Annotated in this window: 26 protein-coding genes and 2 pseudogenes; 10 read left to right on the top strand and 18 right to left on the bottom strand. The window is 67.5% G+C overall.

Going from position 1 to position 25102, the window contains the following annotated elements; all coding sequences use genetic code 11:
- Positions 1-166: 166 nt before the first annotated feature.
- Positions 167-307: a hypothetical protein gene (locus ACH4DZ_RS00310; RefSeq protein WP_398284616.1), complete on the top strand. Its 141-nt coding sequence runs from the start codon at positions 167-169 to the stop codon at positions 305-307.
- 177 nt (positions 308-484) lie between these two features.
- Here ACH4DZ_RS00310 and ACH4DZ_RS00305 read toward each other — a convergent pair whose 3' ends face one another.
- Together ACH4DZ_RS00305 and ACH4DZ_RS00300 are read right to left on the bottom strand one after the other, a co-directional pair.
- Positions 485-1108 (bottom strand): SMI1/KNR4 family protein, encoded by a 624-nt coding sequence (locus ACH4DZ_RS00305; protein ID WP_398284615.1) that lies wholly within the window; start codon positions 1106-1108, stop codon positions 485-487.
- 1696 nt (positions 1109-2804) lie between these two features.
- Positions 2805-3251, bottom strand: coding sequence for an anthrone oxygenase family protein (locus ACH4DZ_RS00300; RefSeq protein ID WP_398284614.1), 447 nt, complete (start codon positions 3249-3251; stop codon positions 2805-2807).
- A gap of 91 nt (positions 3252-3342) precedes the next feature.
- On the opposite strand from ACH4DZ_RS00300, the gene ACH4DZ_RS00295 reads away from it, so the two are divergent.
- Complete coding sequence (locus ACH4DZ_RS00295) at positions 3343-3921, top strand: TetR/AcrR family transcriptional regulator (RefSeq protein WP_398284613.1); 579 nt, start codon at positions 3343-3345, stop codon at positions 3919-3921.
- Positions 3922-4024: 103 nt separating this feature from the next.
- Positions 4025-4168 (top strand): hypothetical protein, encoded by a 144-nt coding sequence (locus ACH4DZ_RS00290; protein ID WP_398284612.1) that lies wholly within the window; start codon positions 4025-4027, stop codon positions 4166-4168.
- 9 nt (positions 4169-4177) lie between these two features.
- On the opposite strand, the gene ACH4DZ_RS00285 is transcribed toward ACH4DZ_RS00290, so the two are convergent.
- The 3 genes from ACH4DZ_RS00285 to ACH4DZ_RS00275 all read right to left on the bottom strand — a co-directional run bounded on the left by ACH4DZ_RS00285 (position 4178) and on the right by ACH4DZ_RS00275 (position 6731).
- Positions 4178-4429 carry a hypothetical protein gene (locus ACH4DZ_RS00285; protein ID WP_398284611.1) on the bottom strand — a complete coding sequence of 84 codons (252 nt, stop codon included), beginning with the start codon at positions 4427-4429 and terminating at the stop codon, positions 4178-4180.
- A 120-nt stretch (positions 4430-4549) separates the two neighbouring features.
- Positions 4550-5668 carry a fatty acid desaturase family protein gene (locus ACH4DZ_RS00280; RefSeq protein WP_398284610.1) on the bottom strand — a complete coding sequence of 373 codons (1119 nt, stop codon included), beginning with the start codon at positions 5666-5668 and terminating at the stop codon, positions 4550-4552.
- Positions 5669-5675: 7 nt separating this feature from the next.
- Positions 5676-6731 carry a ferredoxin reductase gene (locus tag ACH4DZ_RS00275; protein WP_398284609.1) on the bottom strand — a complete coding sequence of 352 codons (1056 nt, stop codon included), beginning with the start codon at positions 6729-6731 and terminating at the stop codon, positions 5676-5678.
- Between the two features lie 86 nt (positions 6732-6817).
- Between ACH4DZ_RS00275 and ACH4DZ_RS00270 the strand changes: the two genes are divergently transcribed.
- A complete protein-coding gene (locus ACH4DZ_RS00270; protein ID WP_398284608.1) occupies positions 6818-7957 on the top strand; it encodes a PucR family transcriptional regulator in 1140 nt (379 codons plus the stop codon).
- Between the two features lie 172 nt (positions 7958-8129).
- Positions 8130-8468, top strand: coding sequence for a thioredoxin family protein (locus ACH4DZ_RS00265; protein ID WP_398284607.1), 339 nt, complete (start codon positions 8130-8132; stop codon positions 8466-8468).
- A gap of 211 nt (positions 8469-8679) precedes the next feature.
- On the opposite strand, the gene ACH4DZ_RS00260 is transcribed toward ACH4DZ_RS00265, so the two are convergent.
- From ACH4DZ_RS00260 to ACH4DZ_RS00210, 11 genes are all read right to left on the bottom strand, one after another.
- A complete protein-coding gene (locus tag ACH4DZ_RS00260; RefSeq protein ID WP_398285430.1) occupies positions 8680-9294 on the bottom strand; it encodes a TetR/AcrR family transcriptional regulator in 615 nt (204 codons plus the stop codon).
- A gap of 131 nt (positions 9295-9425) precedes the next feature.
- Positions 9426-10025 (bottom strand): short chain dehydrogenase, encoded by a 600-nt coding sequence (locus ACH4DZ_RS00255; protein ID WP_398284606.1) that lies wholly within the window; start codon positions 10023-10025, stop codon positions 9426-9428.
- Between the two features lie 32 nt (positions 10026-10057).
- The gene (locus tag ACH4DZ_RS00250; protein ID WP_398284605.1) at positions 10058-11026 is read right to left on the bottom strand and encodes an electron transfer flavoprotein subunit alpha/FixB family protein; all 969 of its coding nucleotides are present in this window, start codon (positions 11024-11026) and stop codon (positions 10058-10060) included.
- Positions 11027-11061: 35 nt separating this feature from the next.
- Positions 11062-11847 (bottom strand): electron transfer flavoprotein subunit beta/FixA family protein, encoded by a 786-nt coding sequence (locus ACH4DZ_RS00245; RefSeq protein ID WP_398284604.1) that lies wholly within the window; start codon positions 11845-11847, stop codon positions 11062-11064.
- A 28-nt stretch (positions 11848-11875) separates the two neighbouring features.
- Positions 11876-12928 carry a proline racemase family protein gene (locus ACH4DZ_RS00240; RefSeq protein ID WP_398284603.1) on the bottom strand — a complete coding sequence of 351 codons (1053 nt, stop codon included), beginning with the start codon at positions 12926-12928 and terminating at the stop codon, positions 11876-11878.
- 16 nt (positions 12929-12944) lie between these two features.
- Positions 12945-14471: a gamma-aminobutyraldehyde dehydrogenase gene (locus tag ACH4DZ_RS00235; protein WP_398284602.1), complete on the bottom strand. Its 1527-nt coding sequence runs from the start codon at positions 14469-14471 to the stop codon at positions 12945-12947.
- Positions 14468-14908 (bottom strand): hypothetical protein, encoded by a 441-nt coding sequence (locus ACH4DZ_RS00230; RefSeq protein WP_398284601.1) that lies wholly within the window; start codon positions 14906-14908, stop codon positions 14468-14470. Before ACH4DZ_RS00230 ends, ACH4DZ_RS00235 begins: the two co-directional genes overlap by 4 nt.
- Entirely contained in the window at positions 14905-16551 is a 1647-nt protein-coding gene (locus tag ACH4DZ_RS00225) for a GMC family oxidoreductase (RefSeq protein WP_398284600.1), read from the bottom strand. Before ACH4DZ_RS00225 ends, ACH4DZ_RS00230 begins: the two co-directional genes overlap by 4 nt.
- 33 nt (positions 16552-16584) lie before the next feature.
- Positions 16585-17508 (bottom strand): dihydrodipicolinate synthase family protein, encoded by a 924-nt coding sequence (locus ACH4DZ_RS00220; RefSeq protein ID WP_398284599.1) that lies wholly within the window; start codon positions 17506-17508, stop codon positions 16585-16587.
- Positions 17509-17570: 62 nt separating this feature from the next.
- Positions 17571-19013: an aldehyde dehydrogenase family protein gene (locus tag ACH4DZ_RS00215; protein ID WP_398284598.1), complete on the bottom strand. Its 1443-nt coding sequence runs from the start codon at positions 19011-19013 to the stop codon at positions 17571-17573.
- 40 nt (positions 19014-19053) lie between these two features.
- Positions 19054-20520: an APC family permease gene (locus ACH4DZ_RS00210; protein WP_398284597.1), complete on the bottom strand. Its 1467-nt coding sequence runs from the start codon at positions 20518-20520 to the stop codon at positions 19054-19056.
- A gap of 222 nt (positions 20521-20742) precedes the next feature.
- On the opposite strand from ACH4DZ_RS00210, the gene ACH4DZ_RS00205 reads away from it, so the two are divergent.
- From ACH4DZ_RS00205 to ACH4DZ_RS00195, 3 genes and pseudogenes are all read left to right on the top strand, one after another.
- Positions 20743-21501, top strand: a complete 759-nt coding sequence (locus ACH4DZ_RS00205; RefSeq protein WP_398284596.1) for a FadR/GntR family transcriptional regulator — start codon at positions 20743-20745, stop codon at positions 21499-21501.
- 77 nt (positions 21502-21578) lie between these two features.
- Positions 21579-21750 (top strand): annotated as a pseudogene (locus ACH4DZ_RS00200) (winged helix-turn-helix domain-containing protein); the annotation flags it as partial.
- Positions 21681-21962, top strand: coding sequence for a hypothetical protein (locus ACH4DZ_RS00195; RefSeq protein ID WP_398285481.1), 282 nt, complete (start codon positions 21681-21683; stop codon positions 21960-21962). The pseudogene ACH4DZ_RS00200 and the gene ACH4DZ_RS00195, both read left to right, overlap by 70 nt.
- On the opposite strand, the gene ACH4DZ_RS00190 is transcribed toward ACH4DZ_RS00195, so the two are convergent.
- The gene (locus ACH4DZ_RS00190) at positions 21956-22357 is read right to left on the bottom strand and encodes a nuclear transport factor 2 family protein (RefSeq protein WP_398284595.1); all 402 of its coding nucleotides are present in this window, start codon (positions 22355-22357) and stop codon (positions 21956-21958) included. The genes ACH4DZ_RS00195 and ACH4DZ_RS00190 overlap by 7 nt on opposite strands.
- A gap of 552 nt (positions 22358-22909) precedes the next feature.
- Here ACH4DZ_RS00190 and ACH4DZ_RS00185 point away from each other — a divergent pair.
- Positions 22910-23173: pseudogene (locus tag ACH4DZ_RS00185) on the top strand (IS5/IS1182 family transposase); the annotation flags it as partial.
- Positions 23174-23269: 96 nt separating this feature from the next.
- On the opposite strand, the gene ACH4DZ_RS00180 reads toward ACH4DZ_RS00185, so the two are convergent.
- Complete coding sequence (locus tag ACH4DZ_RS00180; protein WP_398284594.1) at positions 23270-23728, bottom strand: Rrf2 family transcriptional regulator; 459 nt, start codon at positions 23726-23728, stop codon at positions 23270-23272.
- A gap of 461 nt (positions 23729-24189) precedes the next feature.
- Between ACH4DZ_RS00180 and ACH4DZ_RS00175 the strand changes: the two genes are divergently transcribed.
- Positions 24190-25053, top strand: a complete 864-nt coding sequence (locus ACH4DZ_RS00175) for an NAD(P)H-binding protein (RefSeq protein ID WP_398284593.1) — start codon at positions 24190-24192, stop codon at positions 25051-25053.
- The last annotated feature ends 49 nt before the right edge of the window (positions 25054-25102 follow it).

Here is a 25102-nt window from a genome sequence, read left to right as displayed (position 1 = left end):
GGTCGTCGCGATTTCGGCCCGGGCAAGGGCGGTCGACAGTCGCCCGGTGTCGGGGCCCGTTCGCCTGTCTTCGTGCCGCGCCGAGTCTCACTGCGCGTCCGCCCGCGCTTCGCGACGCCGCCTCGCGGTTCGTGCCAGGGACGTGCGGGCGGCCAGCAGCCCCGAAGTGGCAGCGCACATCGCGCACCACGGCGACAAGGGTCACAACTACGCTTATCTGTGGAAATGGCTCCGCGAACGAGGCATCCAGCACCGCAACGCCCGCAAGGGCATGGAGTCCTCCGAGTGGCTGGACAGTCACCGTTAAGTGATCGAGCGGACCATGGCCTGGCTCGCCGGACGCCGCCGCCTGCACCCAGTCTGGAAGGAGTGGACCGCTTACGACGTGGCCGCGACTTGCCTGATCGAGTGACCGTCGGTGGTTGATTCGAGGGTCTTGCGATCGGGCTGCCGGGCAGGCTCCGCCCGGTGGGCCCGGCAGGGATTACCAGTGGACCAGATTCATGGAGCTTCGAGCGAGCCAGTCCATGAACGACACGGGTTGGCCCCCCAGGTTCAGAGGAAGGATCCGGTCACAGGTGGCCCGGCCGTCGAACCACAGTGAGCCCCGGTGCGGACCGGTGACAACGAGCAGGGTCGAGAAACCACAGCCGTTGTCCTGGATGAATACAGCGCCGGACGTCTTGCGCTCCTGGAACACCCCGTACTCAGCGTCCCACTGCTCCCATGCCGCCTGGTAGGCGTTCTGGTCCGGGAAGTTCTGCGTCTGCGGCTCGCGCGCGTCCAGCTCATCCTCGTAAGCACGGTAGGAGTCGGGATGCGGGAAGTCAGTAGTGAGCAAGTCGTAGTTGGTGCTTGAGTCCCCATACCAGCCCCAACCTGCCGCGGATCGACACAGGCGGTTCACCGCGCCGCCGGCGCTTTGCCGGAGCAAGTGCTCTCGGTACTGGTCCGGGAACGCGATGCCCAACTCCGCCTCCGCTTCGCAGATATCCGCTTCGGACAGCGGCGGCGGGGAGGCGACCTGCCTCGCGGGCGGACGACTGGTTTCACCAAAGCGCCGCCCCCGAGCGATGCGTTGGTGTTCTGCCGTCCAATCGGTCGTCATGCAAGTGAGGGTAGACGCGAGCAGTCCGTCAGGGCTCTGCCGAACGTGTCGGGTTGCGGAACCGGCTCAGGAGCAAGGACCTGTCCGGGCCGCGTGTCCTGCTGAGGTAGTGCCGAGGCAGCGCCGTGGTAGGCGCGAAGCCTCCACCGGGCGTTCGTCGAAGCCGAGAGAGACGCCGTGGGCGCTTCACCATTCCCCGGTCGTGTCGTGGTGGGCGAGGGAGTCCTCCCGACACCCCTGTCGAAGACCCGGACACCGTTCGCGCCGCTGACCCCAAGGGCAGGCTGGTCACAGCGGCCTGGCGCAAGTTCCTCGACGCCGTCCGCGCCGTGGCGACCATACGAAGGGCTCGCCCGATTCCGCGGACAGGTGTCCGGTGGCAGTGCCGGACGGACCGGCGGTCACCCGGGAACCGGGACACGATCACTACGCGCCGTGCATGAACGCCCCGCCTCTCCCCGGCGCCGCCCGCATCCTGCGGCCGGAGCGTCAAGGCATCAGGGCATCAGGGCGTCATGCAACTTCGCGGCCCGCGCCCTGCCTGCGTGTGCTTTCGCGGGAGCCGGGCCGGCCGATGCTGCTGTGCACCAGTCGAAGATGCCTGCCGCGGGCGTGACGTCTAGTGGACGCCCCGCGCCGCATTCCGTCCTCCAGGCGGTCCATCGCGTACAGCAGCACGGCCACAGCCGGCAGTAGCAGAACAGCTACGGCGATCACCACAAAACCCTTCCAGCAGACGACACCGCATCGGGTCTCCGCCGCCGCACGCCTCAGCGCAGGTCGCGTGTGAAAGTGCTGTGGGTATCGCGCAACGACCGCATAACGCCCGGCCGGTGCTCGGCGGCCGAGCCTGGCCATGCAACTTCGTGGCCAACCCCTGGGACGGCCGCCTCGCTGCCCCGGCCATTGCCGGGCAGTCGGCTGCCCGGGTCCCTGCGGTGCGACCAGGCGGCCCTCTTGTCCGTCCGGGGGCGAGAGTCCGGCCCACTGGTGGCGCAGAGCATGTTGCCGGGCGGCCTCGACACACCCGGTCAGGGCCAGCGCGCGGGCTTGCCCGCCTTTCTCGGCGCCTTCGGTGACGGTCTCGCGGACAGCGGAGGCGCGGCCGCTGTGATCGCACCGCGGGAATGCGCGTGTACGCGGCTGCCCACGACTGGCTCACCATCATGCAACTGCCCTTGTACGCGCCAGACCTGAACGCGGTCGACGGCGTCTGGTCGCTGTCATGGCGTGGGCTGCCGACCAATACCGCCTCCAGCCAGGGGCGCAAGCTATCAGTGGCGACGGTGATGAGACCGAGAGTGTCCCTGCTGGACACCGGACTGGGGTGATTGTGCTGACCGCCGACAAGGGGGGCGGGCGATGCGCGGGACGAGACGGCGGTACGTGTACCACCGACGAGGAACGGCCTATCAGAGGCGAAAGCGCGGTCCAGCGCATCGAGGGCTGTCATGAACTGCTGATGGTGTGACATGGCAACCCGCCGGGGAACTCCGTCCGGATGACCGGCGAAGATCGCGGAGCATCGGGTAGCGCCGGGGCTGATACTGGGGCGTAGCTCGTCGGGATCGCACTTGCGGGGTCTCCGTGGCAGCGGGCGGGCAGGGTCGCATTCCCCGATGTCGGGATTTTGGTGGCCCGTTGCCGCTCGGAGGCTGGGGATGGTGCGCCGGCAGCCTGGTGCCGGTCTGCGGGATCAGGCGAGGGCGGCGACGAGCAGGGTGAAGGCGGCGATGATGACGGCGACGCGGATGTAGTGGAAGCGGAGCCAGCGGTTCATCTGCTCCTGCCAGTCGTCGGGCCGGTTTTCGGGGGTCCACGTCTTGTTCCGGTTGTTGATCGGGACGAGCAGCAGGAGCGACATGACCACGCTCAGGATCAGCAGCGCGGCCGCGATGACGACCAGGCCGGCGCCGTGCTGGTGCCATCCGGCGATGGCCCAGAGTGCGCTCAGGACGAGCGAGCCGATGTACCAGAACGGCATCAGGGCGCCGAGCATCCGGCCTCCGTGGGCGTGGCCGAGTTGGCGGCTGTCCTCTGGTAGGGCGTTGAGGATCGGGTTCATGACGAAGGCGACGGCGAACTCCACCCCCACCATCAGGCCGACGACCACGGTGGTGAAGACCTCAAGTGCGTTGAGCATTGCAACCCCTTCGAGAATCTAGTGTCGCTAGATGACAAAGCAACGCTAGACCTGCTGCCGCTTGATTGTCTAGCGGTGCTAGGATCGAGCCATGTCGGTACAAGAACGCAAGGAGCGCGAACGGGCGGCCCGCGAGCGCCTCATCGTGGCGACAGCCCGCGAACTCGCCGAGCAGCAGGGCTGGGACGCGGTCACCACACGTCGGCTCGCCGAGCGCATCGAATACAGTCAGCCCGTCCTCTACAGCCACTTCCGCGGCAAGCGCGAGATCATCGGCGCCGTTTCCCTCGAAGGCGCCACCGAGTTGGCCGCGGCGGTGCGGGCCGCGGCAGCCGCCGCGGACAGCCCGCGCGCGCGGGTCACCGCCCTCGCCCGCGCCTACCTCGACTTCGCCGCACGCAATCCGGCGGTCTATGACGCCCTGTTCCAGCTCGACGGCGGTCTGGCCTTCGCGCGCGAGGACACCCCGGAACCTCTCAAGGACGCTTTTGCCGCGTTGTTGGAGAGCCTGGGCGAGGTCGCCGGGGACGACGTACATCCGGGACTGTTCACCGAGGTGTTCTGGGCGGCCCTGCACGGGCTGGCGACGCTGACACGGGTGGGACGGCTGCCGTCGTCGGAAGCTGAGCGGAGGATGGAGTTGCTGGTTGACCGGCTCGCCATGGTCTGACACGCCGTCCCGGTGGGCGCGCAGACGCGGTCCTCGAAGCCCCGCCGCTTGCCTGCGGCATCGCTTCCGGTCGCTCGCGCCCATCGGATCGCCCGGGTGCCGGTTGATCTGGCCGGCCCCCGTCATCGCGAAGGCGCTCGGCTACCACGACAAGACAGCTACACGGCTGGTCACCGAAGCCGGAGGCACCTGGAGCCGCTACGTCCCGGTGACCACACGCGGTGAGTTGTCGCTTTACTCCAGCTGACATGGCTCGTCACTCGGGAAAATAAAAGCCCAGTTCACGCAGGCGTGGCAGGCAGGCTTCGAGGCACTGTTCCGCCGACGCGGCATCGGTACGCACGAGGATGTCGCCACGCAACGGGGCGCCACTGGCCACGAACGTCCAGGGCTTGCGCCTGTCTGCCATCCGCTCGGCATCAGCCTTGAACAGCACGGTTATCCCCTGTTCAGCCAGTGCTTCCATGATCGCGACGACGTCCACCGGTGCCCCCTCCAGAAGTGCCACGGACACACCAGCCACGGACACACCACGGTGAACTTATCCGCCTCCTACCGTCCGCAACGGATCTCACCGACCGTGGCGGTGTCGCCGGTACGGCCGAGAGATCTGGCCCAGTCCCGGGAATCAGGCCGCGACGAGCTCCTGCTCGCGGTCCGGCGTCTTGGCCTTGGGCTTCTTGTTCGGCAGCGAGAGCCGGAAGACCTTGTGCCATGCGGAGAACACCTGCTTGGGCAGCGGCCCGGTGACGTACTCCAGCTCGTACTTCTCGAACAGCGCGCGCACCTTCACCGCGACCTCGGCGTACCGGTTGCTCGGCAGGTCCGGGAACAGGTGGTGCTCGATCTGGTGGGAGAGGTTGCCGGTCATGAAGTGCATGGCCTTGCTGCCGCTGATGTTCGCCGAGCCCATCATCTGGCGCAGGTACCACTGGCCGCGCGTCTCGCCCTTGATCGACCGGCGCTCGAAGACCTGCACGCCCTCGGGGAAGTGCCCGCACATGATGACCGAGTGGGTCCAGATGTTGCGGACCAGGTTCGCGGTGAACGTGGCGGCGAGCGTGTTGAGGAACGACGGGCCCGACAGCAGCGGGTGGATCACGTAGTCCTTGAGCACCTGCTTGCGGATCTTGCGGCCCACGGCCCTGGCCCGTGCGCGGAACTCCGGGTTGTTGCGGCGGCGCTTGTGCAGGTTCTTACCGAGCTCCAGGTCGTACGCTGCGATGCCGTACTCGAAGAAGCAGGCGTTGAGGAAGTTCCACAGCGGCTGGCCGAGGTGGAACGGGTGCCACTTCTGGTCCTCGTCGACGCGCATGATGCCGTAGCCGAGGTCGTTGTCCTTGCCGATCACGTTGGTGTACGTGTGGTGCAGCTCGTTGTGCGAGTGCTTCCACTGCTCGGACGGCGAGACGTGATCCCACTCCCAGGTGGTGGAGTGGATCTTCGGGTCCCGCATCCAGTCCCACTGGCCGTGCAGGATGTTGTGGCCGATCTCCATGTTGTCCATGATCTTCGCCACGGACAGTCCGACGGTGCCGAGCAGCCACGCGGGCGGGAAGATCGAGAACAGCAGTACACCCCTGCTGGCAAGCTCAAGCTTGCGCTGCACCGAGATGACCTTGCGGATGTAGGCGGCGTCTTTCTCACCGCGGCCGGCGATCACCTCGTCGCGGATCGCGTCCAGCTCGCGGCCGAGCTCCTCGATCTGCTCCGCGGTCAGGTGGGCGGTGGGGTCGATGGCGGTCAAGGTGCTCCTACCGTTCGATGTCGCAGGGGCCCGCCGCGGCGGACACGCAGGTCTGGATGAGGACGCCCGGCTCGGCCTCGGTGATCTCGCCGGTGCGCAGGTCGCGGACGGCGCCCGCCTTGAGCGGCGTGACGCAGCCGAAGCAGATGCCCATGCGGCACCCGGAGGGCATGAGCACGCCGGCCTCCTCGCCGATGTCCAGCAACGGCGTGGCGCCGTCCGCGTCGACGGTCTTGCCGGTGGCGCTGAACGTGACCTCGCCGCCGTCGCCGGTGACGACGACGCTGGGGCGGAAACGTTCGGTGTGCAGGCGCTGTTGGACGCCGTGCTCGGTCCAGTGCTCTTCGGCGGCGTCGAGCAGGCCCGCGGGCCCGCAGGCCCAGGTCTCCCGCTCGGCCCAGTCGGGCACGAGCTCGTCGAGACGGGCGATGTCGAGCATGCCGTCCGTGTCGGTGTGCACCTCGGTGAGCCGCAGCTTCTCGTCCGCGACCAGCTCGTGCAGTTCGTTGCGGAAGATCACGTCGTGCGGCTGTGGCGCGCAGTGGACCATGACGACATCGTCGAACTCGGTGTCGCGCAGCATGCCCATCACGGGCGTGATGCCGCTGCCGGCCGTCAGATAGAGCACCTTTGCGGGCTTGGCCCGCGGCAGCACGAAGTCGCCTGTCGGCTGGTCGAGCTGGATCAGCGTGCCCGGCTTCGCTCTGCGGACCAGGTGGTTGCTGACCTTGCCGTTCGGGATCGCCTTCACGGTGATCGTGACGCGGCCGTCCTGACGGTCGGTCGGCGAGGTGATGGAGTAGGCACGCCACAGGCGCACCCCGTCGACGTCGACCCCGATCCGCACGTACTGACCGGCTGTGTGGCCGCGCCAGCCCCGTCCCGGCTTGATCACGACGGTCGCGGCGTCACGCGTCTCGGGGTGCACGGCCTCGATGCGCCCACGCAGGTCAGCGCCCGCACGCAGCGGGCTGACCAGGTCGAGGTAGTCCGACGGCAGCAGTGGCGTCGTGACCGTCTCCAGCATTTTCCACGCCCTGCTGCGAAGGGCTGCACTCGTCATGACTTCAGCTTGATGCGCCTCAAGGCGTAAAGTCCTGACCGCAGGACGTGAATCTGGTCGGCGGAATTGTTCGCAGGGAACAAAAAATGAGCTATGCAATCAGGAAGGCCAGCGAACTGGCCCTGGATGAGACGACGGTCACCGCGCTTCGGGGCGCGCTGAGGAGCACCGCCGACGAGGTCGTCCAGGCGATCATCGACGAGGTCCCTCCCTACGCCAACGCTCTGTCGGGCCGCATGGGCGCCACCATCCGCCGAGCCGTCCGCACCGCCCTGGGGCACTACCTGGACCTCGCGAGCGGGAACGCCACAGGCGGCGACGCCGGCGACGCGGCCTACGAGCTGGGCCGCGGCGAGGTGCGCGACGGCCGTTCGATGGACGCCCTGCTCAGCGCCTACCGCGTCGGCGCCCGCGTGGCCTGGCGATGCCTGGCAGCGGGTGCCGTACCCGCAGGTCTGCCCGCCGCCGACGTCGCCAAGTTCGCCGAGCTGACCTTCGCCTACATCGACGAGCTTTCCGCCGCGAGCGCGGCGGGCCACGCCGACGAACTGGCCGCTCGGGGCAGGGCCCACGAGCGCCACCTGGAACACCTGGCCCGCGACCTCCTCGCCGGCGCGGGCCCGGACGTGCTGCGGGCCTCTGGTCAACGGGCCGGCTGGCAGCCTCCGGTTGCACTGACCGCGGTCCTGCTGCCCGCCGCCCAGGCCCGGCCCGCCTACCGCGCGCTCGACCCGAACACCCTCGTCCTCGACGATCTGCCGGACGCCACCGGTGTGCTGCTCGTCCCCGACGCCGACCGACCACATCTTTTGCGGCAGCTGACCGACCGCACCGCCGTGGTCGGCCCGGCCCGGCCATGGACTCGTGCGTCCGCCTCGTACGCACGAGCCGTACGCGCGCGCTCCCTCTCCTCCGATATTCGCGACACCGAGGACCACCTGCCCGAGCTGGTGCTGAGCGCCGACGAGGAGGCGTACGCAGACCTGCGTGCCCGAGCTCTCGCACCGTTGCGGACCGTGCCCGTCGCGACCGGACAACGGCTGGAAGAGACATTGCGGGCGTGGCTGCTGCACCAGGGCAGACGGGACGAGGTGGCGGCGGCGTTGTTCGTCCATCCCCAGACCGTGCGGTACCGGATGTCGCAGCTGCGGGAGCTGTTTCCGGATCTCGCATCGCCACACCGGGTCCTTGAACTGACGCTCGCGGTAGGTCTCCGGGCCGGCTGATGCGTACGTCGACCGTCCATGACCGCGTCCACGAGCGGTCCAGGAAGCCCAGACAGAGTCCCGGGACGTGCCCTGCTTCCGACGGGTCGGCCGGGCGGCCGACCGGGCCGGCCTGGCACACCGCGCGAGGGATGATGGGGATGTAATGACGGACGCGAGGTCAGGAGTCTCCATGGCGCAGCGGGTTCACCGACCCCGTGAGGACGCCGAGTTCGACTTCATCCTCGGGATGAGCGTAGTTCCGGTCCTCGCATACTTCACCGGTACATGGCCCAAGGCAATCGAGCCCTGTCGGGCGATGGACCTCGTCGTGGGTGGCGTCGCCGACGACTACGCGGGCCTCCTGACGGCCGTCCGCGCCGACATCACACGTTGCCCGGCTGCGACCGAGCGATACCGGATCACCGGAGCCCCGTCCTACGTCCTGCTGAAGGAGGGAGAGGTGGTGGCGCACGGCACGGGGCCCATGACCACCACCGAGGTACGGAAGTTCCTGGACGGCCACCTCTGAGCGCCCGCTGCGGCACGTGGCCGCGCGAGTCTGCCACAGGGACAGGAGCAGGAGGACGCCTTCGGTGGGATGCCTCGTCGGTCAGTCGGCGTTGGCGTCGGTGTCGGCCCGGTCATGGTGAACTGCCACGTCCTGACCGACACAGACTCCGAGCTCAAGATCGTAATCATGACCGTCGTACCCGGCAGTGCGCAGGAGACCAAGGTTCAGCTCACTCGTCGCGGGCGTTGCTCGGTTCTGTGTTTCGCGGCCGTTCAAGGCGTCCCCCCGCCACCCCGCCCCCTCGGATGGTGGTGATACGGGTGACAGCGTCGAAGGTGAGTGCGCTGTCGTGGGGCGTTGTGAGCAACGAGCGGTGGAGGGCGAGTCCCTTGATGAGTGCGTCTAGTTGGCAGGCGGTATCCGGGTCGAAGTGCGCCTCCAGGCGGCTACGGGTGTGGGCCGTCCACCGCTGGACGAGTTCCCTGTAGTAGGCCTCGCGGGTGGCCAAGGTGTACAGCTCCTGGATGAGGACGAAGTCTCGGCGGGTTCCGTCGGACAGGACATGGATGAGGTCGACCACGGCAGTCCTCGCCTGATCCTGGTCTGCCAATTCCGTGAGGTGCGTATCAGTCAGCGCGACGATGTGGTCGGTGAAGTGTCGGAACGCCTCGCGCAGCACCTCGTCGATGCCGTGGAAGTGGTAAGTCATTGAGCCCAGCGGGACGCCTGCGCGTGCCGCGATCTTCCGGTGCGAGACGCCGGCGATGCCTTCCTGCGCGATGAGTTCGAGCGTCGTGGCGAGGATGCGTTCGCGACGCTGTGGATCGGTATATCCGGTTGCCATGGCCCGGCTTTCAGAGAAACGAACGGATCGGGCGGACTGACCGACGATCACGATGTTCGTTCGGTACGTGGTGGCAGGAGATGAGCAGGGCGACAACAGAACGGAGCTGACGGCCCTGGGGGAGGGGGCGATCAGCCGATTTCGAATATCCGGCCGCTTTCGCTGCCCTCGATCGACCGGATGTAGGCCTGGACAACGCGTTCCAGGGAGACTGACTCGTAGCCGGGAAAGAAGGTGGCGTACTTGTCCAGCGTCTCGGTGATGACGCTCGGACTTACCGCGTTCACCCGTATCGGGGCTGTTTCGAGGGCTGCCGCGCGCACGAACGCCTCCACCGCGCCGTTGGCTGCCGAGGCGGCCGCTGAGGTGACGATCGGTTCGCGTGACAGGATGCCGGTGACCAGGGTGAACGAGCCGCGCGGTGCGATCGCAGAGAGTCCCAGGCGGACGAGTTCGATCTGTCCGAGTGCTTTGTTGAGGAAGCCTGACAAGTAGTCGTCGCGAGTGAGCTGGATCAGCGGTTTGTACGGGGTACTGCCTGCTGCGCATGCCACCGCGTCGACGGGGCGGATTCGCTCGAAGAGCGATTGGATGCTGGCGGGATCAGTGAGATCCACCGGAGCGTCGGCGTGGGAACGGCTCGCTGCGATCACTTCGTGCCCGCGCTTCGCAAGCGTGGCGTGCAGGGCTGTGCCAAGGCTGCCGGTGGCACCGACGAGCAAGATTTTCACGGTGGGTCTCTTCCTTTTGCTGGCCGGGGTCGTCAGGTCTCGCGGGCGACAATCTGGTCGGTGAGCTCGGGAAGTACGGTGAACAGGTCGCCGACCACGCCGTAGTCGGCCAGGTCGAAGATCGGTGCTTCCGGGTCCTTGTTCACTGCCATGATGACCTTGGAGGTCTGCATACCGGCGCGGTGCTGGATCGCACCGGAGATGCCCGCGGCGAGGTAGAGCTGTGGTGACACCTGTTTGCCGGTCTGGCCGACTTGGTTGGCGTGCGGGTACCAGCCGGCGTCCACTGCGGCGCGGGAGGCCCCCACTGCTGCTCCGAGGGCATCGGCCAAGTCCTCGACAACCTTGAAGCCTTCCGGGCCGCCCACCCCGCGACCGCCGGAGATGACGATGGCGGCTTCGGTCAGTTCCGGACGACCAGAGGTGGTGCGCGGAGTGCGGGAGACGACCTTGGTGCCCGTGGCGGCGGGTGAGAACTCGACTGCCACGTGCTCGATCCGGCAGGTGGTGGCCGCGGGTTCGGGGACCGCGGCGTTCGGCTTCACGGTGATCACCGGGGTGCCCTGGGTGACTCGGGAGGCGACCGCGTAGGTGGCGGCGAAGACCGACTGGATGGCCAGCGGGCCGTTGTCGTCGGCCTCCAGGTTCACGGCGTCCGTGATCAGCCCGGCACTCAGGCGCACAGCCAGGCGCGCGGCGATTTCCTTGCCCTCCGGAGAGGAGGTGATCAGGATCGCGGTGGGGTCGGTGGTTCGGGCGATCTGAGCCACCGCGTCGGCGTGGGGAACGACCAGGTAGTCGGCGAACTCCGGGGCATCGGCCACGTACACCGTGGCGGCGCCGTATTCGCTCGCTGCGTCGGCGACCTCTGCGGCGGAGGACCCGGCGCCCAGCACTACGGCGATCGGGGTGCCCAGGCGCCGGGCCATGGTCAGCAGTTCGAGTGCCGGTTTACGGATCCGGCCGTCTGCGTGGTCGATGAGGACGAGGACTGTACCCATTGCGCTTGTCTCCGTGAGAGTGTCGTGGGGGCGGGTCAGATGAACCTGTTCGTCTGTAGGAACGTGACCAGTTGGCGGCTTGCGTCTTCGTCGTGCCTGATGACGGTGCCGGTCTGACGCGGGGGCCGGGCGGTGATCGTCTCCACGGCGCTCCAGGCGCCGACGCTCCCGACGTGGACGGCCTCGATGCCGAGGTCTGCGAGGTCCAGCGTCTGTATGGGCTTCTTCTTGGCCGCCAGGATGCCTTTGAACGACGGATAGCGGGCCTCGCCCGACTGGTCGGTCACCGAGACCACGGCCGGCAGGGACGTCTGGAGATGCTCGGTGGCGCTGTCACTGTCGCGGCGGCCGTTGACCGTGCCGTTCTCCACCGCCACCTCGGTCAGCAGGGTCATCTGGGGGATGCCGAGGCGCTCGGCGATGAGTGCGGGCATGACACCCATGGCGCCGTCGGTGGAGGCCATGCCGTGCAGGACGAGGTCGTAGCCGATCTGTTCGACCGCCTTGGCGAGGATCGCGGAGGTGGCCAGGGCGTCACTGCCGTGGATGGCCGTGTCCGTGACGTGCACGGCTTTGTCCGCTCCCATGGACAGTGCCTTGCGCAAGGCGGCCTCGGCGTCCTCCGGCCCCACCGTAAGGGCGGTGACCTCGGTGCCGGCGTCGGCCTCGGCGATCCGCAGCGCCTGTTCGACGGCGTACTCGTCCAGTTCCGACAGCAGCCCGTCCGCTGCCTCACGGTCGGTCGTCGCATCGTCGGCGAAGCTCCGGGGGCCCGCGGCATCGGGCACGTACTTCACCAGGACGATGATTCTCAGGCTCATGATGGCCCCTTTCAGATGCCTGCGAGAGTCACAGGGCACGCAGCCAGGTGTCGGACAGGGTGTAGCCCTCGGGAAAGGGATCGGTGGGGTCCAGGCCCAGCTGGCTGAGCGACGTGATCCACGCCCCACCGGCGACACTGGGTACGACAGCCTGGTACGGGCCGATGGTGGTGGTCCGTTCGACCCGGCTGTCGAAGACGGTGCCGATGATCGATTCGTGGAGGAAAGTCTGGCCGGGGGCGATCCGGCCCTTGGCGTGCAGCACGGCCAGTCGCGCCGAGGTGCCGGTACCGCAGGGCGACCGGTCGATGCGTCCGGGTGAGACCACCACGGCGTTGCGGGACCGCAGGACGGGAAGTCCGCCGTCCTTGCTCGGTTCCTTGTGTAGGTCTCCTGCGAACAGCGTCTGCGTGATGCCGGGAATCGCGCTGTTCTCAGGGTGTTCCACCGTGTACTGCTCGGCGGCGGCCTGTTTGACCGCCTGGCCGAGCCGGCACAGGTCGCGGGCCTCGTCGGGGACCAGTTGCAGCCCGAGAGCCTTGTGGTCGACCAGCACGTAGGTCATGCCGCCGTAGGCGATGTCTACGGTGAGGGTGCCCAACTCGGGTACCTCGACCGGGACTTGCAGATGGTAGACGAACGCCGGCTGGTTGGTCAGCCGGACGTTGAGCACCTTGCCGTCCCGGCATTCGCAACGCACCCTGATCAGTCCCGCCGGAGCTTCGAGGGTGAGTTCGGTGACCGGTTCGGTCATCGGCAGCATGCCGGTCTCCAGCAGCACGGTCGCCACGCACATGGTGTTGGAGCCGGACATCGCCGGATACTCGGTGGATTCCAGGATGACGAAACCCATGTCCGCCTCGGGGTGACGCGAGGGCAGGACGATGTTGGCGTTGTGCACCGCCGCACCGCGCGGCTCGAACAGCAGCAGCTTGCGCAGATGGTCCGCCTTGGTCTCCAGGTGGACCCTCTTGTCGAACATGGTCTCGCCGGGCACGTCACCGATGCCCCCGACGACAACCTTGCCCACCTCGCCCTCGGCGTGACAGTCGACGACGTTCAGGACTCTCTTCCAACGCATGGCGGCCTTCCTTGTCCTACTGCGGGTGGGCGGGAGAAGTCAGGCTCGACCGGTCTCCGAAGACCGTGCGATGCCAGTCCTTGCGGGCGACGCCGGTGATGTCGGACATCACGTGCTTGACGTTGGTGTATTCGTCGAAGGCGTAGGCGGACATGTCCTTGCCGTAGCCGGAGGCCTTGTAGCCGCCGTGGGGCATCTCGCTGAGGATCGGGATGTGATCGTTGATCCACACACATCCGGCCCGCAGCTCCCGCGTGGCGCGCTGGGCGCGGTACACGTCGGTTGTCCAGGCCGATGCGGCGAGCCCGTAGGGAGTGTCGTTGGCCAGGGCGAGGCCCTCGTCGTCGGTGTCGAAGGGCAGGACCACGAGGACGGGGCCGAAGATCTCGGACTGGACGATTTCGCTGTCCTGCGAGACGCCGGTGACCAGTGTGGGCCGGTAGTAGGGGGCGTGTGCCAGGTCACCGCCCGGAGCGGACCCACCGTGGAGGATCTTGGCGCCTGCGGAGCGTGCGCGGTCGACGAAACCTGCCACACGCTGTTGCTGGGCCACGTGGATGAGGGGCCCTTGGTCGGTGCCCGGATCGAGTGGGTCACCCAGCCGCACGCCTGCCATGAGGTCTGCGGTGTGACTGAGGAACTGTTCGAACAGGGGGCGCTGAATGTAGGCACGGGTGGCGGCGGTGCAGTCCTGGCCGGTGTTGATCAGCGCGCCCGCGACCGCTCCATGTACGGCTGCCTCCAGGTCCGCGTCGTCGAACACCAGGAATGGCGCCTTGCCGCCGAGTTCGAGGTGCAGCCGTTTGCCGGCGGCCGCGCGGGCGATACCCAGGCCCACCCCGGTGGAGCCGGTGAAGGACACCATGTCGACGCCTTCGTGGCTGACCAGTGCATGGCCTGCCGTTCTCCCCGACCCCGTAACGATGTTCACCACGCCCGGCGGAATACCGGCGCGAGTCGCGGCCTCGGCCAGCATCAAAGAGGTGAGGGGGGTGAGTTCGGAGGGCTTGAGCACGATGGTGTTTCCGGCGGCGATGGCCGGGAGGATCTTCCATACGGCCATCTGCAGGGGATAGTTCCAGGGCGCGATCGACCCGACCACGCCGATGGGCTCTCGGCGGATCGATGAGGTGTGGTCGGGTGAGTACTCCCCAGCGGCCTTGCCCTCCAGATGCCGTGCCGTCGCGGCGAAGAACTCGACGTTGTCGATGCTGCCCGGAACGTCGAACTCCTGACTCAGCTTGATCGGTTTCCCGGCTTGCCGAGTCTCGGTGTCCGCCAGCTCGTCAGCGACGGAGCGCAGTTCGGCCGCCAGCCGTCCGATGGCGCTCGCGCGCTCCGCCGGGCCGGCCTCGGCCCACTGGGGACAGGCGAGGCGTGCCGCGCGGACCGCGCTGTCCACGTCCTCGGCGGTGGCAGCGGGGAACGAGGTGAGGACAGCGCCCGAGGCGGGCTCGCTCACGACGAGTTGCTCGGTGCCGGTCCCGTCCTGGTAGCGGCCGCCGATGAACTGAGCCGGTTCGACCCACGTCACACTGCTCATGTCGGCCTCTCTTCGCGGGCATCGGGGGTCGGCCGGTAGCGCCGTTCGCCCGCCAGCATGGGAGCAATCAGTTCCTCTTCGAGGTCGTCGACCGCTTCGGTGAGGCTCGCGGGGTGAGGGATCTGTCCCGGATAGCCGATAGCGCCCCGCACCTCGGGTGCCATGTAGTAGGCCCCCGCCACGACGGTCGTGAGGGCGTCGAACTCGTCCGGGTGGTCCTCGGCCAGTGTCCGTAGGGCGGGCGCCGGGTCCTGACCGTGGAGGCGGTCGCAGAGCTGGGCGACCACCGCCTCGAAGCGGGGTTCGGCGGCGAAGGCACGGCCCAGCCAGTAGCCGTCGGCAAGGACCTTGTCGGCCGCCGGTTCCCGCTTTCCGGCGGGGATCAGGGTGCCGGCGAACGCCAGCAGCGTCGCGTGCTGTGGGGAGGTGAGACTCATCGCGGTACCTCCTGCTCGCGGGCCTGCTGCACCAGGTGCTCGACGCTGCGCAGGGCGATTGCGCAGATCGTCGCGGTGGGATTCACCGCTCCCGCCGTGGGGAATACGCTGCCGTCGACGACGAACAGGTTGGGGACGTCGTGGGCACGCCCGTACTGGTCGACGACCGAGCTCGCAGGGTCACTGCCCATGCGGGCAGTGCCCAACAGGTGACCGGGCTGGTCGCTCCACAGCGGGGTCTCCACCGTCCGTACGGCCCCGGCGGCCTGGTGAGCCTCGTGAGCGCGGTCGAGGTTGAAGCGCAGCAGCCGTCGGGTGTTCTCGGAGATGGTGTAGTTGATTTTCGGGGACGGGATTCCGTCGGAGTCCGTCAGCTTCTCGTCCAAGGTGACGGTGTTCGACTCCTCGGGGAGATCCTCGGAGTTGATGCCCCATTGCAGCGCTCGTCCCAAGGTCGAGCGCATGTTCTCGTGGACCGGCGCGCCCCAGTGCTCGTCGAAGTCGGCACCGCCGTGGATCGACAGGGCTCGTAGTGGTCCTCCGGTGGGCATGACCTGCCACTTGGCTCCGCGTACGAAGCCCCGTGTGACGTCGGTCTCGTAGAACTCAAGGGAATAGACCGACTGTCCTGCCGGGCCGAGCCAGCTGTCCATGTCCTCGTCGTAGATGCCGGTGACCTCTGCGTTGGGATGCAGCATGAGACGTTTGCCGACCAGGCCGGAGGAGTTGGCCAGACCGTTCGGAAACCGGCTGGAGGCCGAGAGCTGGAGCAGCCGGGGTGTGCCCACTCCGTTGGCGGCCACGATCACGACCTCGGCTCGCTGGAAGTGCTCCGCTCCCTCGCGGTCGAGATAGAAGGCTCCGTCCGCCAGTCCCTGCCGGTTGGTGTGGATCTCCCGTACCCGGGCCCCGGTGATGAGCCGGGCACCTCGGCGCAGGGCGATCGGCCAGTGGGTGAGGTCGAAAGATGCCTTGGCACCCTGCGGACAGCCCGTCTCGCACGAGCCGATCCGCGCACACTGGGCGAGATTTCCGTGCCGCTGGGAGGCGATGGCGTTGACCGCCGGCCACCAGTGCCAGCCCAGCTTGATCATGCCCCGCGCCGCTCGCTTGCCGATCTTGCCGATCGGGTGGGGCGGCAGCGGAGGGGCCCAGCCCGGCGGGTAGGCGGGGTCACCCTCCATGCCCGCGGCGCCCACCTGAGCGTCGACGCGGTCGTAGTACGGGGCGAGGTCCTCGTAGGTGAACGGCCAGTCGTCGCCTACGCCGTCGAGGGTGGCGGTGCGGAAATCGGAAGGCAGCAGCCGCATCCAGTGCCCTCCGTACAGCAGGGAGCTGCCGCCCACCCCTGAGAACATCACGGGATGGATGTCGGAGTCGCTGACCTCGCACGGATAGTCGGCGGGACGTCGGCGGACGTTCGGGTCGTGGTGCCACCGGCGCAGCGACAGCAACTCCCATTCAGGCTTGTCGCCGGGAAACTCGGTCGGGTTGACCCAGTCACCCTGCTCCAGGCAGACCACGCGGAAACCGTGTTCGGTCAGATGGCGGGCGGCCACGGCACCGGACGGGCCGGCGCCGATGATGAGGACGTCCGCGGGTTCGCTCGGACGGCCGGCGTGGGCCTCAGGGGACTCGTTCATGGTTTCTCTCCCTCTCGGGCGTCCCATTGGTCTCTAAGCGGACTGTGCGGCGACCGGACGGTCGAACTGCGCGACAGCTTCGTTCGCGAGCCTCAGAAGCTGCCGGAGTTCGTCGATGTCGGATTGTTCGACCGGCAGGGCCGGGAGGCGGGGTGATCCGACGTCGATGCCCCGCAGGTTGGTCGCCGTCTTGACGGCTTGCGCGTAGCCGTGGGTCTCGAAGAAATGGGTGAGGGGGTACAGGTGCTGCCAGAACTCGCGTGCCCGCTCGGCGTCCTGATCCACGACAGCCAGTTCCCACAACCGTACGCAGGCCTCGGGCGCGGCGTTGACAGCGCCCCATACGGTGGCCTGCGCTCCGCCGGCCAGGAAGCCGGCGAGGGCGACGGAGTCCTGCCCGCTGAGGATCTCGATGTTGTCCCCGCACAACTGCCGGATGCGGAACAGGCGGCCCACCTCGGGGGTGGTGTCCTTCAAGAACCGCACGCCGTCGATCGCCGCCAGTTCGGCGATGAACTCCGGTCGCATGGACCAGCCGGTGGCGCTGGGGTTGTTGTAGACCATCAGGGGAAGACCGACCTGCGCGACGGTCCGGAAGTACGCCTTCACCTCACGCTCGTCGATGGCTTCGTAATAGGGGGGCACCAGCATGCCCGCGACCGCGCCGGCCTTGAGGGCGTGCTCGGTGCTGGCTACGGCGTCCGCCGTGGTCATGGCTCCGACCTGGGCGGTGACCTGGGTGCGTTCCCCCACCGCCGCGATGACGGTCTCCAGGTTGAGTCGACGCTCCTGAGTGTTCAGCGAGGCGAATTCGCCGGTGGAGCCGTTGACGACCAGGCCGTGCACGCCGCGGTCGACGAGGTCGGTGGCAAGCGCCGCTGTGGCACGGGTGTCAAGCGCGCCGTCGGCGTCGAACGCAGTCAGCAGCGCGGCGTGGACGCCGGAGAAGACAGCCATGGAAATCGCATCCGTTTCTGTAGTGTCGCACCGTCGTTGCGCCCAGTGCTGTGTGCTGTCGGTCAGGTGTTGTTGACGGCGACATGCTTGATCTTGGTGAACTCGATGACGCCGAGGAGGTTGTTCTCGACGCCGTAGCCGGAATCTCCGTGACCGCTGACGGGAAGGTCGGGGCCGAACGCCAGGTGGTTGTTGATCCACACCGTTCCGGAGGTGAGCTGGTTGGTGATGCGGAACGCGCGTCCGACGTCCCGGGTCCACACCGAGGCGGCCAGGCCGTAGCGGGTGTCGTTGGCCATGCGCAGCGCGCCGTCGTCATCGTCGAAGGGCTGGACGGTGAACACCGGGCCGAAAATCTCTTCCTGGACCAGCTCGTCCTCCTGTTCCACCCCGACGACCACGGTCGGTTCCAGGAAGTACCCTGGTGCGTCCGTCCGTGTGCCACCTGTCGCGATCCGCGCGACGGTGCTGCGCCGGGAGAGGAAGCCCTCCACGCGTTCGCGCTGCGCCTGCGAGATCAAGGGACCGAGCTGCGTCGCCGGATCGAGCGAGTCACCGATGACTGTGGCGCGGGCCCGCTCGACAAGACCGTCCACGAACGATTCGTACATGGAGCGGTGTACGAGGATGCGGCTGGAAGCCATGCATTCCTGGCCGGCGTTGTAGAGCCCTCCGACCAGCAGGGCGTCCAGCGCCTGGTGGAGGTCGGCGTCCTCGAAGACGATGGCGGGAGCGTTGCCGCCCAGTTCCATCACGGTCTTCTTCAGACCGGTGGCCGCCGCTGCGGCGACCGCGGAGCCGGCCGCAACCGATCCGGTGAACGACACCATCCCTACCGCCCGGTCGGTCACCAGGGCCTGGCCGGCTTCTCGGCCGGTTCCGGTGACGACGTTGAGCACGCCCGGCGGCAGGACCTGGCCGGCGAGTTCCGCGAGCCGCAATGTCGTCAGCGGAGTGGCTTCGGCCGGCTTGAGGACGACCGTGTTGCCGACGGCGATCGCCGGAATCACCTTGGCGACGGCCTGGAGCAGCGGGTAGTTCCACGGGGTGATCCCGGCGACGACCCCGACCGGCTCCCGGCGGATGAACGAGGTGTTGCCCGGCACATACTCCGCGGCGGCGATGCCGGGGAGACTGCGCGCGGTGGCCGCGAAGAGCCGTACGGCATCGATGACACCAGGCAGTTCCTCATCGCGCACCGCCGAGATGGGCTTGCCCGCGTTGACCGACTCCAGTTCGGCCAGCTCGTCGAAGTGAGCCTGAAGGAGGTCGGCCACCTGATGCAGGGCCTGACAGCGCTCGGCGGGGCTGGTGGCCGCCCAGCTCGGGAACGCCTTTCTCGCCGCCGCGACGGCAAGGGCGACATCGGCGGGATTCGATGCTGCCACGGCCCCGAACTGCCGGCCGGTGGCCGGGTTCACCACGGGCAGGACGCCTTCGGCACTCGCCCGAGTCGGCTTGCCGCCAATGAAGTTCCAGGTGAGCTCGATGGTGGGGGTGCTCATGACTGCTGTACTCCCTCATTCGTACTGCTGGTGTGGTTGATCACGCGGAGTGTTCGGCGGCCGAGTCCGGCTCCACGGGTGCGGAGCGGGCTGTGTGACGCCCGCCGTGGCGTGCCGGGCCCAGCGCGTAGACGACGATTCCGGCGACGAAGGCGATCAGGAGTCCCAGCCCCACCTGCCGGGGGTTCTGGTAGATGAGGACGACGCACAGCAGCACCGACCAGGCGATGGTGAGCGGGAAGATGACCCGCCAGCCCCGCACGCGGAAGGCGGCGGTGGGCACGGTGCCGCGCAGTTTGCCCAGCCACATGACAGTGAGCAGAACGCCGTAGCCGGTCACCCACAGCACCACCGTCATGGCGATGAGCACCACGTACAGAGAGCTCCACAGCGTCGACAGAATCGCCAGGCCGGCCGTGACCCACACCGCGAAGGCGGGTACGTGCTCCTTGTTCAGCTTGCTGAAGCGCGAACCGAGGGGCAGCTTGTTGTCGCGGGCCTGGGCCCACAACACCCGCGCGCCGGCCAGTTGGAGGACCACCGCGCTGACGAACAGTCCCAGCACAGCCAGGCCCTCGAAGATCTTGGCGAGACCGTGGCCGAGCACCGGGTCGAGGATGAAGGTAACGGGTTGCACGCTGGCCAGCGTGTCGCCGACCCGGCCCATCGCCAGGATCAGCAGCAGGATGACGACCGTGCCGAAGCCGTAGGAGCCAAGGTTGGCTCGCACCATCGCCCGGGGGACGGTGCGCGCCGCGTCCTTGGTCTCCTCGCTGGCGTTGCCACTCACGTCGAAGCCGTTCAGCACGATGCAGGGCAGCAGCGCCGCATACATCAGGGGCAGGAGGATCGAGCCCTTGACCGTGCCCTCAGTGGTGAACAAGTAGTCGGCGCCATGGACAGGGTCGGCGCCGAAGACGAGCGCGGCCACGACTCCGACGGACACCAGAACGCAGGCGATCAGGGTGGCAACCACGCCGGCATTGACGAACCTGGTGCTGAACTTGACGCTGGCGACGTTGATCAGGGTGGAGATCAGAATCAGTCCCGCGGCGGCGCCCACCAGGCCCCAGTGCCCCACCGACGCACCGAACCAGGCGAGTATGACCGGCACCAGGGCGATGCAGGAGGACGCCAGCGAGAAGATGTGGGCCAGCTCGATCCACCATCCGGTCTGCCACCCCAGAAAGGCGCCGCCGAGCCGGGAGACGATGTTGTATGCCCCGCCTGCGATCGGGTAGGCGGAACACGCCTCCGCCACGCACAGGGCGATGAGCATCTGCAGGCCGCCCGCGACGACCCATGGCCAGAACATTGCGGGACCGACAGCGACCAGGCCGACGGCGAAGGTGAAGACGATGCCGCCTATGGGGGCGATCGTGCCAAACTGCAGAGCGAATGCGGAGAACTGTCCCAGCTTCCTGCTGAGCTGCGGTTTGTAGCCCAGTTCTGCCAGGTAGGCGTCGTCGGTGGTCTGGCGCGAGTCCAGTGCACCGTCACCGGTCACTTGTGTGGGACTGCTCGTGGGCGAGGTTCTGTCCCCGGAATGTGGAGTCATGGCAGATCTCCGATCGGTTCTGGTCGCGGCTGCTGACCTTGCAGAGAGGTCTGGCGGAGGCAGGGGCGACAAAAGACTGCGAGGAGTGGCCGAGTGGGGGAGGCGGCTCAACTCGACGTTAGCTATACTGACCATTAATGGCAAGGCCTTGTTACCAATAATGGAGTACTAGTGGACCAGTTTCTGCCCGTTCGGAGCCGCAGCGTCGTCGAGAGCGTGCTTCACCAGATCGTGGACCGCATTCACAGCGGCCAGCTGCGCGAGGGGGACACCCTTCCCTCGGAGCGGGCCCTGGCAGAGCAGATGGAAGTCTCCCGGCCCACCGTGCGCCAGGCCCTCGACCGCCTGAGTGAGGCGGAAGTACTGCGCAACGGCACCGGACGCGCGGGCCAGGCGAAGGTGACCTCCATCTGGATACCGGACGACCTGCTCAAAACCCCTGCCGAGGCCCCCGACGCCGACGAAGTGTTCCGCCTCCTGGAGGCCCGGCGGACGTTGGAGCCCCGGGTGGCACAGCTTGCCGCGCTCAGGGCAACGGCCAAGCACTATGCCGACATGCAGCATTCGATCGATCTGCTCAGGACGCACCGCGACGATCTGCTGAAGGCCTCACAGGCGGAGTCACGCTTCCATCGCGCCATGTGGAGCGCCGCGGACAACCCCTACCTGGAACGCACCCTCATCGGCCTCATGCGGCAACTGGAGGCCGTGCACGACATGATGCTCCGCACGCCGGACGACTACGCGGCCGGCATCGCATTACACGAGGAAACGCTCGCCGCGCTGCAGCGCGGCGAGCCGGAACAGATCGAGAGCACCATGCTCCGCCACCTCGGACACTTCGAATCCATCATCGAGGACGTGTACGGGCGCCGGGTTGTCCGCCAGACGCCGGACTTCCTCACCCGAGCGGCAGGCCGACGGGATTGACCTGCCTCTTGCCGTCGAGGGCGGCATGGAGGCCCTGCGTTCTGCGGGCCCGGCCAACTCCCCGACCGTCACTGATGTGGCGACTGTTGAAACGGCACGGCTGGCTGGTCATGGCAGGTGCCCGCCCGCAGAGCACTTGAACGCGACGAACACGCCGTCGAACTGTGGAAGGAGGAGGTGTGGCCGAGGGTAAAAGCCTCGCGGCGGCCCACGGGGCCCGGATCCCCTTCGAGGACGGGTCCGGATTCGCCGTCATGGAAAGCCGTCTTGTCCACCGGCCCCGCAACCACCTCCTCCTCAAAGGCGCACGCAACGCCGCCTTCGATGCACCCGATGACCTGGACCGTGTCCTCCGCCGGGAGTTGCGCAGGATCCAGCTCGGGCCCCATCCGATCGACGGCTGCCTCACCGCCACCGGCTTGACCCTCACACCACCGACTCCACCCTGGAAACCTCACTGATCGGTCATGGCTTTCTGTATGAGGTGTGTGTCTGCGAACTGCTCGAATCGAGTGATCTTTCCGTCGACGACATGCCACACGTGCGCGGCTCGGGAGCTGAAGGACTTGGCGGTGGTGCTGTGGGTACCGCGGTAGGTTCCGACTGCGACGATGCGTTCACCGGCATCAATGAGCTGTTCGAGCTGGTAGTCCCATCGGATCCAGTCACGCGCCAGAACGCTGAAGACATTGTCGACGATTTCTTCCTTGCTCCGGAACACTCCAGGGGTTGGAAAGCCCTCACATTCGACCCATACGAGATCGGAAGACAGATCCTTGTAGAAGGCGTCCAAGTCGCCTTCCGCGTAGGCCGTGTAGAGATCGTCGATAACCTTGAATGCCTGGGAATGGATCATTCAGTGCCTGCCATCTGTGAGGGGTGTCGATCAGTTGACGCTCGGTGGTCGTGCGTGATGAGCAGCTCAGCGGGGAGTACTCGCTGAGTCGAGACGCGAGCGGTGTCGCACCTCGGCCTGACGTCTGCGTCGAGCCACGGGTCTCCTGTGAGCCTTGATCGGTTGAGCGTTTGCGGGTGTTCCGAAGTGCGTCGGCACTGCGTGCAGCGACTTGTTGTGAGTCAGCATAGTCCAAAGTAGACCAGTCGTCTAATGGCTTGTTGGCTGCGAACCGAGGGAGAGGCTGCCGAAGGCACGAGACGTCGAGGGTTCCTCGGTGTGGACGTGGTGATACTCGTCGTTAACGGCATTTGACCCTGATGTCGAGCCATGACTCGCGGGGCGGCGGTTGGGGAGTGTGTGCCGGCCATGCGTACACCGGATACCGGCCCTTGGGGCGTGATCCTCATTTCCCTTGTCACCGGTCCCGGCCTCGCCGGAGGGGGTGCGCAGGTGTGCCGGGTTCAGCCTGAAGGGTGTGGCGCAAGGCCGTGAGCTGGTCATCTCCGTTGTATGGCTGAGGTGTTGAGGGCTGAGCGGTGTGGGTGGAGACGTTCACGGGGCTGCGGGTGACGCAATTTGCACGGCTGTTGAAGGCGGGGCGGGGCGGGGCGGGAGTGGGGCGGGTACGGCACCCTGCTTGGCCGGGACGGAGGGCTGGTCCCGGTCCGTGACCGGCACGTGGGTGCGTCCAGCCGCAACTGCCGCTACTACGCGAACGTGCAGGTCATTGTGGACGCGGAGAACCGACTCGTGATCGCGGCAGCTCTTCCGGTGAGGGCCCCGCCGCCGACGCCCTCATCCAGCTATCCTCCGCCCACGCCTGACGCACCCTGCATGCCAGGTTTCCTCGCCACCGCCGCCCCATCGCGCTCAGCTTGATGGGTACTCGGCGTTCAGGAGCCGCGGCGTATCCGGAACGCCCTTCAGTACGTCCTGCACGGTGAAGTGCCCAAGAGCGGTCGCCACAGCGCCGGCGACCGTACGGTCGATTAAGGCCAGTGACTTCTGGACCGATCGGCCTGTGGCACAGGTCGGGTCGGGTCCGTGCAGGCCGAGTACGGGTTCGGCGCCTTGGAGCACCTGCCAGACCTGCTGGAGCTTGATCTGAGCGGCGTCGGCTGCCAGTTCCCAGCCGCCATTGACGCCCGGTCGGGAGCGAACTAGCCCCGCGTTGCGCATGGGGCCGAGTACACGGCGTACGTAGACAGCGTTGACGTTGGCGCTCTTGGAGAGTTCCTCCGAACTCATGGCGCGGCCATCGGTGACACCTGCCAGCATCGTCAGCACGTGCACGGCAACGGCGAACTGGGTGTTTGTGGATCGGGCCATGCTCCCATCCTGCCATTTTGTAACCTTCATGGCTACGAGCAACCGTTCCGTGAGCGACTCCGGACCGGGTGTACCGGGCGGCACCGAACCCGAAGTGCGTGAACCGGCGGCGGGGGCGCCTCTATGTCTAGGCCAGGTGAGCGGCAGTGGGGGAGCTGGTGCCGTCATCGACGGTGACCAGCACGGCGGCGGCGGTCCTGACCGCGACCCGGCCGATGTCATGTTCGCCGCGCACCGGCAACGCTCGGACGTAGGCGCGACGTGCTGTGCATCGCCCGCCCGGTTCAGATGATGATCTTCAGGCAGCCGCCTCAACCTGCGTGGATACCGGTGGGGCTGGCGCCCCTGGGGCCCGGCGAGCTTGCCGGGCTGTGGCTGCCGCCTTGCGCTTCTGTAATCGGTATGGTTACGGTATCGGCAATACGTAGCTGAGATGATTACGAATTGCCGAGAGGTGCGATGTGGTGACGATTGGTGTTTCTGGTGCTTCGGGCCCGTTGGGGCGAGCTGTGGCCGAGGAGGTGCTGCGGAGTGTGGATCCTGGCGAAGTCGTGTTGTTGACGCGGGCGCCGGAAGCGCTCGCCGGGTTCGCCGCGCGGGGAGCGCGGGTGCGGCAGGCGGACTTCGACGACAGACCTGGTCTTGAGGGCGCCCTGGCAGGCGTGGACCGGCTGCTGCTGATCTCTACCGACAAGATCGGTTCCCGGCTGGATCAGCAGCGGGCTGCTGTTGCTGCGGCCGCTGCGACGGGGGTGTCGCACGTCGTCTACACCTCGGTTCCGCGGCCGGTGCCCGACAATCCGGCCGTGGTGGTCGATGACCATGCCGGCACGGAGCGGGCGCTGCGGGGGAGCGGTCTGGAGTGGACGGTGCTCCGCAACAACCTGTACATGCATCTCCAGGTGCCCGTGGTCGAGCAGGCCATCGCGTCTGGGCGGCTCTTCGCCAACAGCGGAAGCGGTGCTGCCGCCTATGTCACCAGGGAGGACTGCGCGGCCGTGGCAGCTGCGGTGCTCACACAGGGCGGCCACGTCGACGAGGTTGTCGACGTGACGGGTCCCGAGGCGGTGACCGCCTCCGACATGGCGGCCCTGGCTCGGGAGATCGGCGGCCGTGACGTCGAGCTTGTCGATGTAGAGGACCACGCCTTCGCCGAGGGCCTGCGTCACGCCGGTCTGCCGGAGCCGGCGGTACGGCTGATCACCTCGTTCGGCGCGTCCACGCGCCAGGGGTTCCTCTCCCACGTCACTCCGGCGGTGGCCGACCTGACAGGCCGCGAACCGACCGCCTTCGCCGACATGGTCCGCACCGCACTGAAGAACTGAAACACCTCGGCAAACCCCTGAAAGACACCGGCAAACCCTGTCCGATCAG

Origin of the sequence: Streptomyces sp. NPDC017991 (assembly GCF_044328075.1) — a bacterium.
Taxonomy (GTDB): domain Bacteria; phylum Actinomycetota; class Actinomycetes; order Streptomycetales; family Streptomycetaceae; genus Streptomyces.
Note: the sequence above shows the minus strand (reverse complement) of the source record. Positions and strands in the feature narration are given on the sequence as shown.

Bases quoted from the DNA above. Each gene is read 5' to 3' on its own strand.
- ACH4DZ_RS00300 (WP_398284614.1), bottom strand. From the start codon at position 3,251: ATGCTCAACGCACTTGAGGTCTTCACCACCGTGGTCGTCGGCCTGATG.
- ACH4DZ_RS00220 (WP_398284599.1), bottom strand. From the start codon at position 17,508: ATGGCTGTCTTCTCCGGCGTCCACGCCGCGCTGCTGACTGCGTTCGAC.
- ACH4DZ_RS00305 (WP_398284615.1), bottom strand. From the start codon at position 1,108: ATGACGACCGATTGGACGGCAGAACACCAACGCATCGCTCGGGGGCGG.
- ACH4DZ_RS00230 (WP_398284601.1), bottom strand. From the start codon at position 14,908: ATGAGTCTCACCTCCCCACAGCACGCGACGCTGCTGGCGTTCGCCGGC.
- ACH4DZ_RS00215 (WP_398284598.1), bottom strand. From the start codon at position 19,013: ATGAGCACCCCCACCATCGAGCTCACCTGGAACTTCATTGGCGGCAAG.
- ACH4DZ_RS00225 (WP_398284600.1), bottom strand. From the start codon at position 16,551: ATGAACGAGTCCCCTGAGGCCCACGCCGGCCGTCCGAGCGAACCCGCG.
- ACH4DZ_RS00270 (WP_398284608.1), top strand. From the start codon at position 6,818: ATGAGCTATGCAATCAGGAAGGCCAGCGAACTGGCCCTGGATGAGACG.
- ACH4DZ_RS00295 (WP_398284613.1), top strand. From the start codon at position 3,343: ATGTCGGTACAAGAACGCAAGGAGCGCGAACGGGCGGCCCGCGAGCGC.
- ACH4DZ_RS00250 (WP_398284605.1), bottom strand. From the start codon at position 11,026: ATGGGTACAGTCCTCGTCCTCATCGACCACGCAGACGGCCGGATCCGT.
- ACH4DZ_RS00265 (WP_398284607.1), top strand. From the start codon at position 8,130: ATGGCGCAGCGGGTTCACCGACCCCGTGAGGACGCCGAGTTCGACTTC.
- ACH4DZ_RS00245 (WP_398284604.1), bottom strand. From the start codon at position 11,847: ATGAGCCTGAGAATCATCGTCCTGGTGAAGTACGTGCCCGATGCCGCG.
- ACH4DZ_RS00275 (WP_398284609.1), bottom strand. From the start codon at position 6,731: ATGACGAGTGCAGCCCTTCGCAGCAGGGCGTGGAAAATGCTGGAGACG.
- ACH4DZ_RS00190 (WP_398284595.1), bottom strand. From the start codon at position 22,357: ATGATCCATTCCCAGGCATTCAAGGTTATCGACGATCTCTACACGGCC.
- ACH4DZ_RS00235 (WP_398284602.1), bottom strand. From the start codon at position 14,471: ATGAGCAGTGTGACGTGGGTCGAACCGGCTCAGTTCATCGGCGGCCGC.
- ACH4DZ_RS00260 (WP_398285430.1), bottom strand. From the start codon at position 9,294: ATGGCAACCGGATATACCGATCCACAGCGTCGCGAACGCATCCTCGCC.
- ACH4DZ_RS00240 (WP_398284603.1), bottom strand. From the start codon at position 12,928: ATGCGTTGGAAGAGAGTCCTGAACGTCGTCGACTGTCACGCCGAGGGC.
- ACH4DZ_RS00180 (WP_398284594.1), bottom strand. From the start codon at position 23,728: ATGGCCCGATCCACAAACACCCAGTTCGCCGTTGCCGTGCACGTGCTG.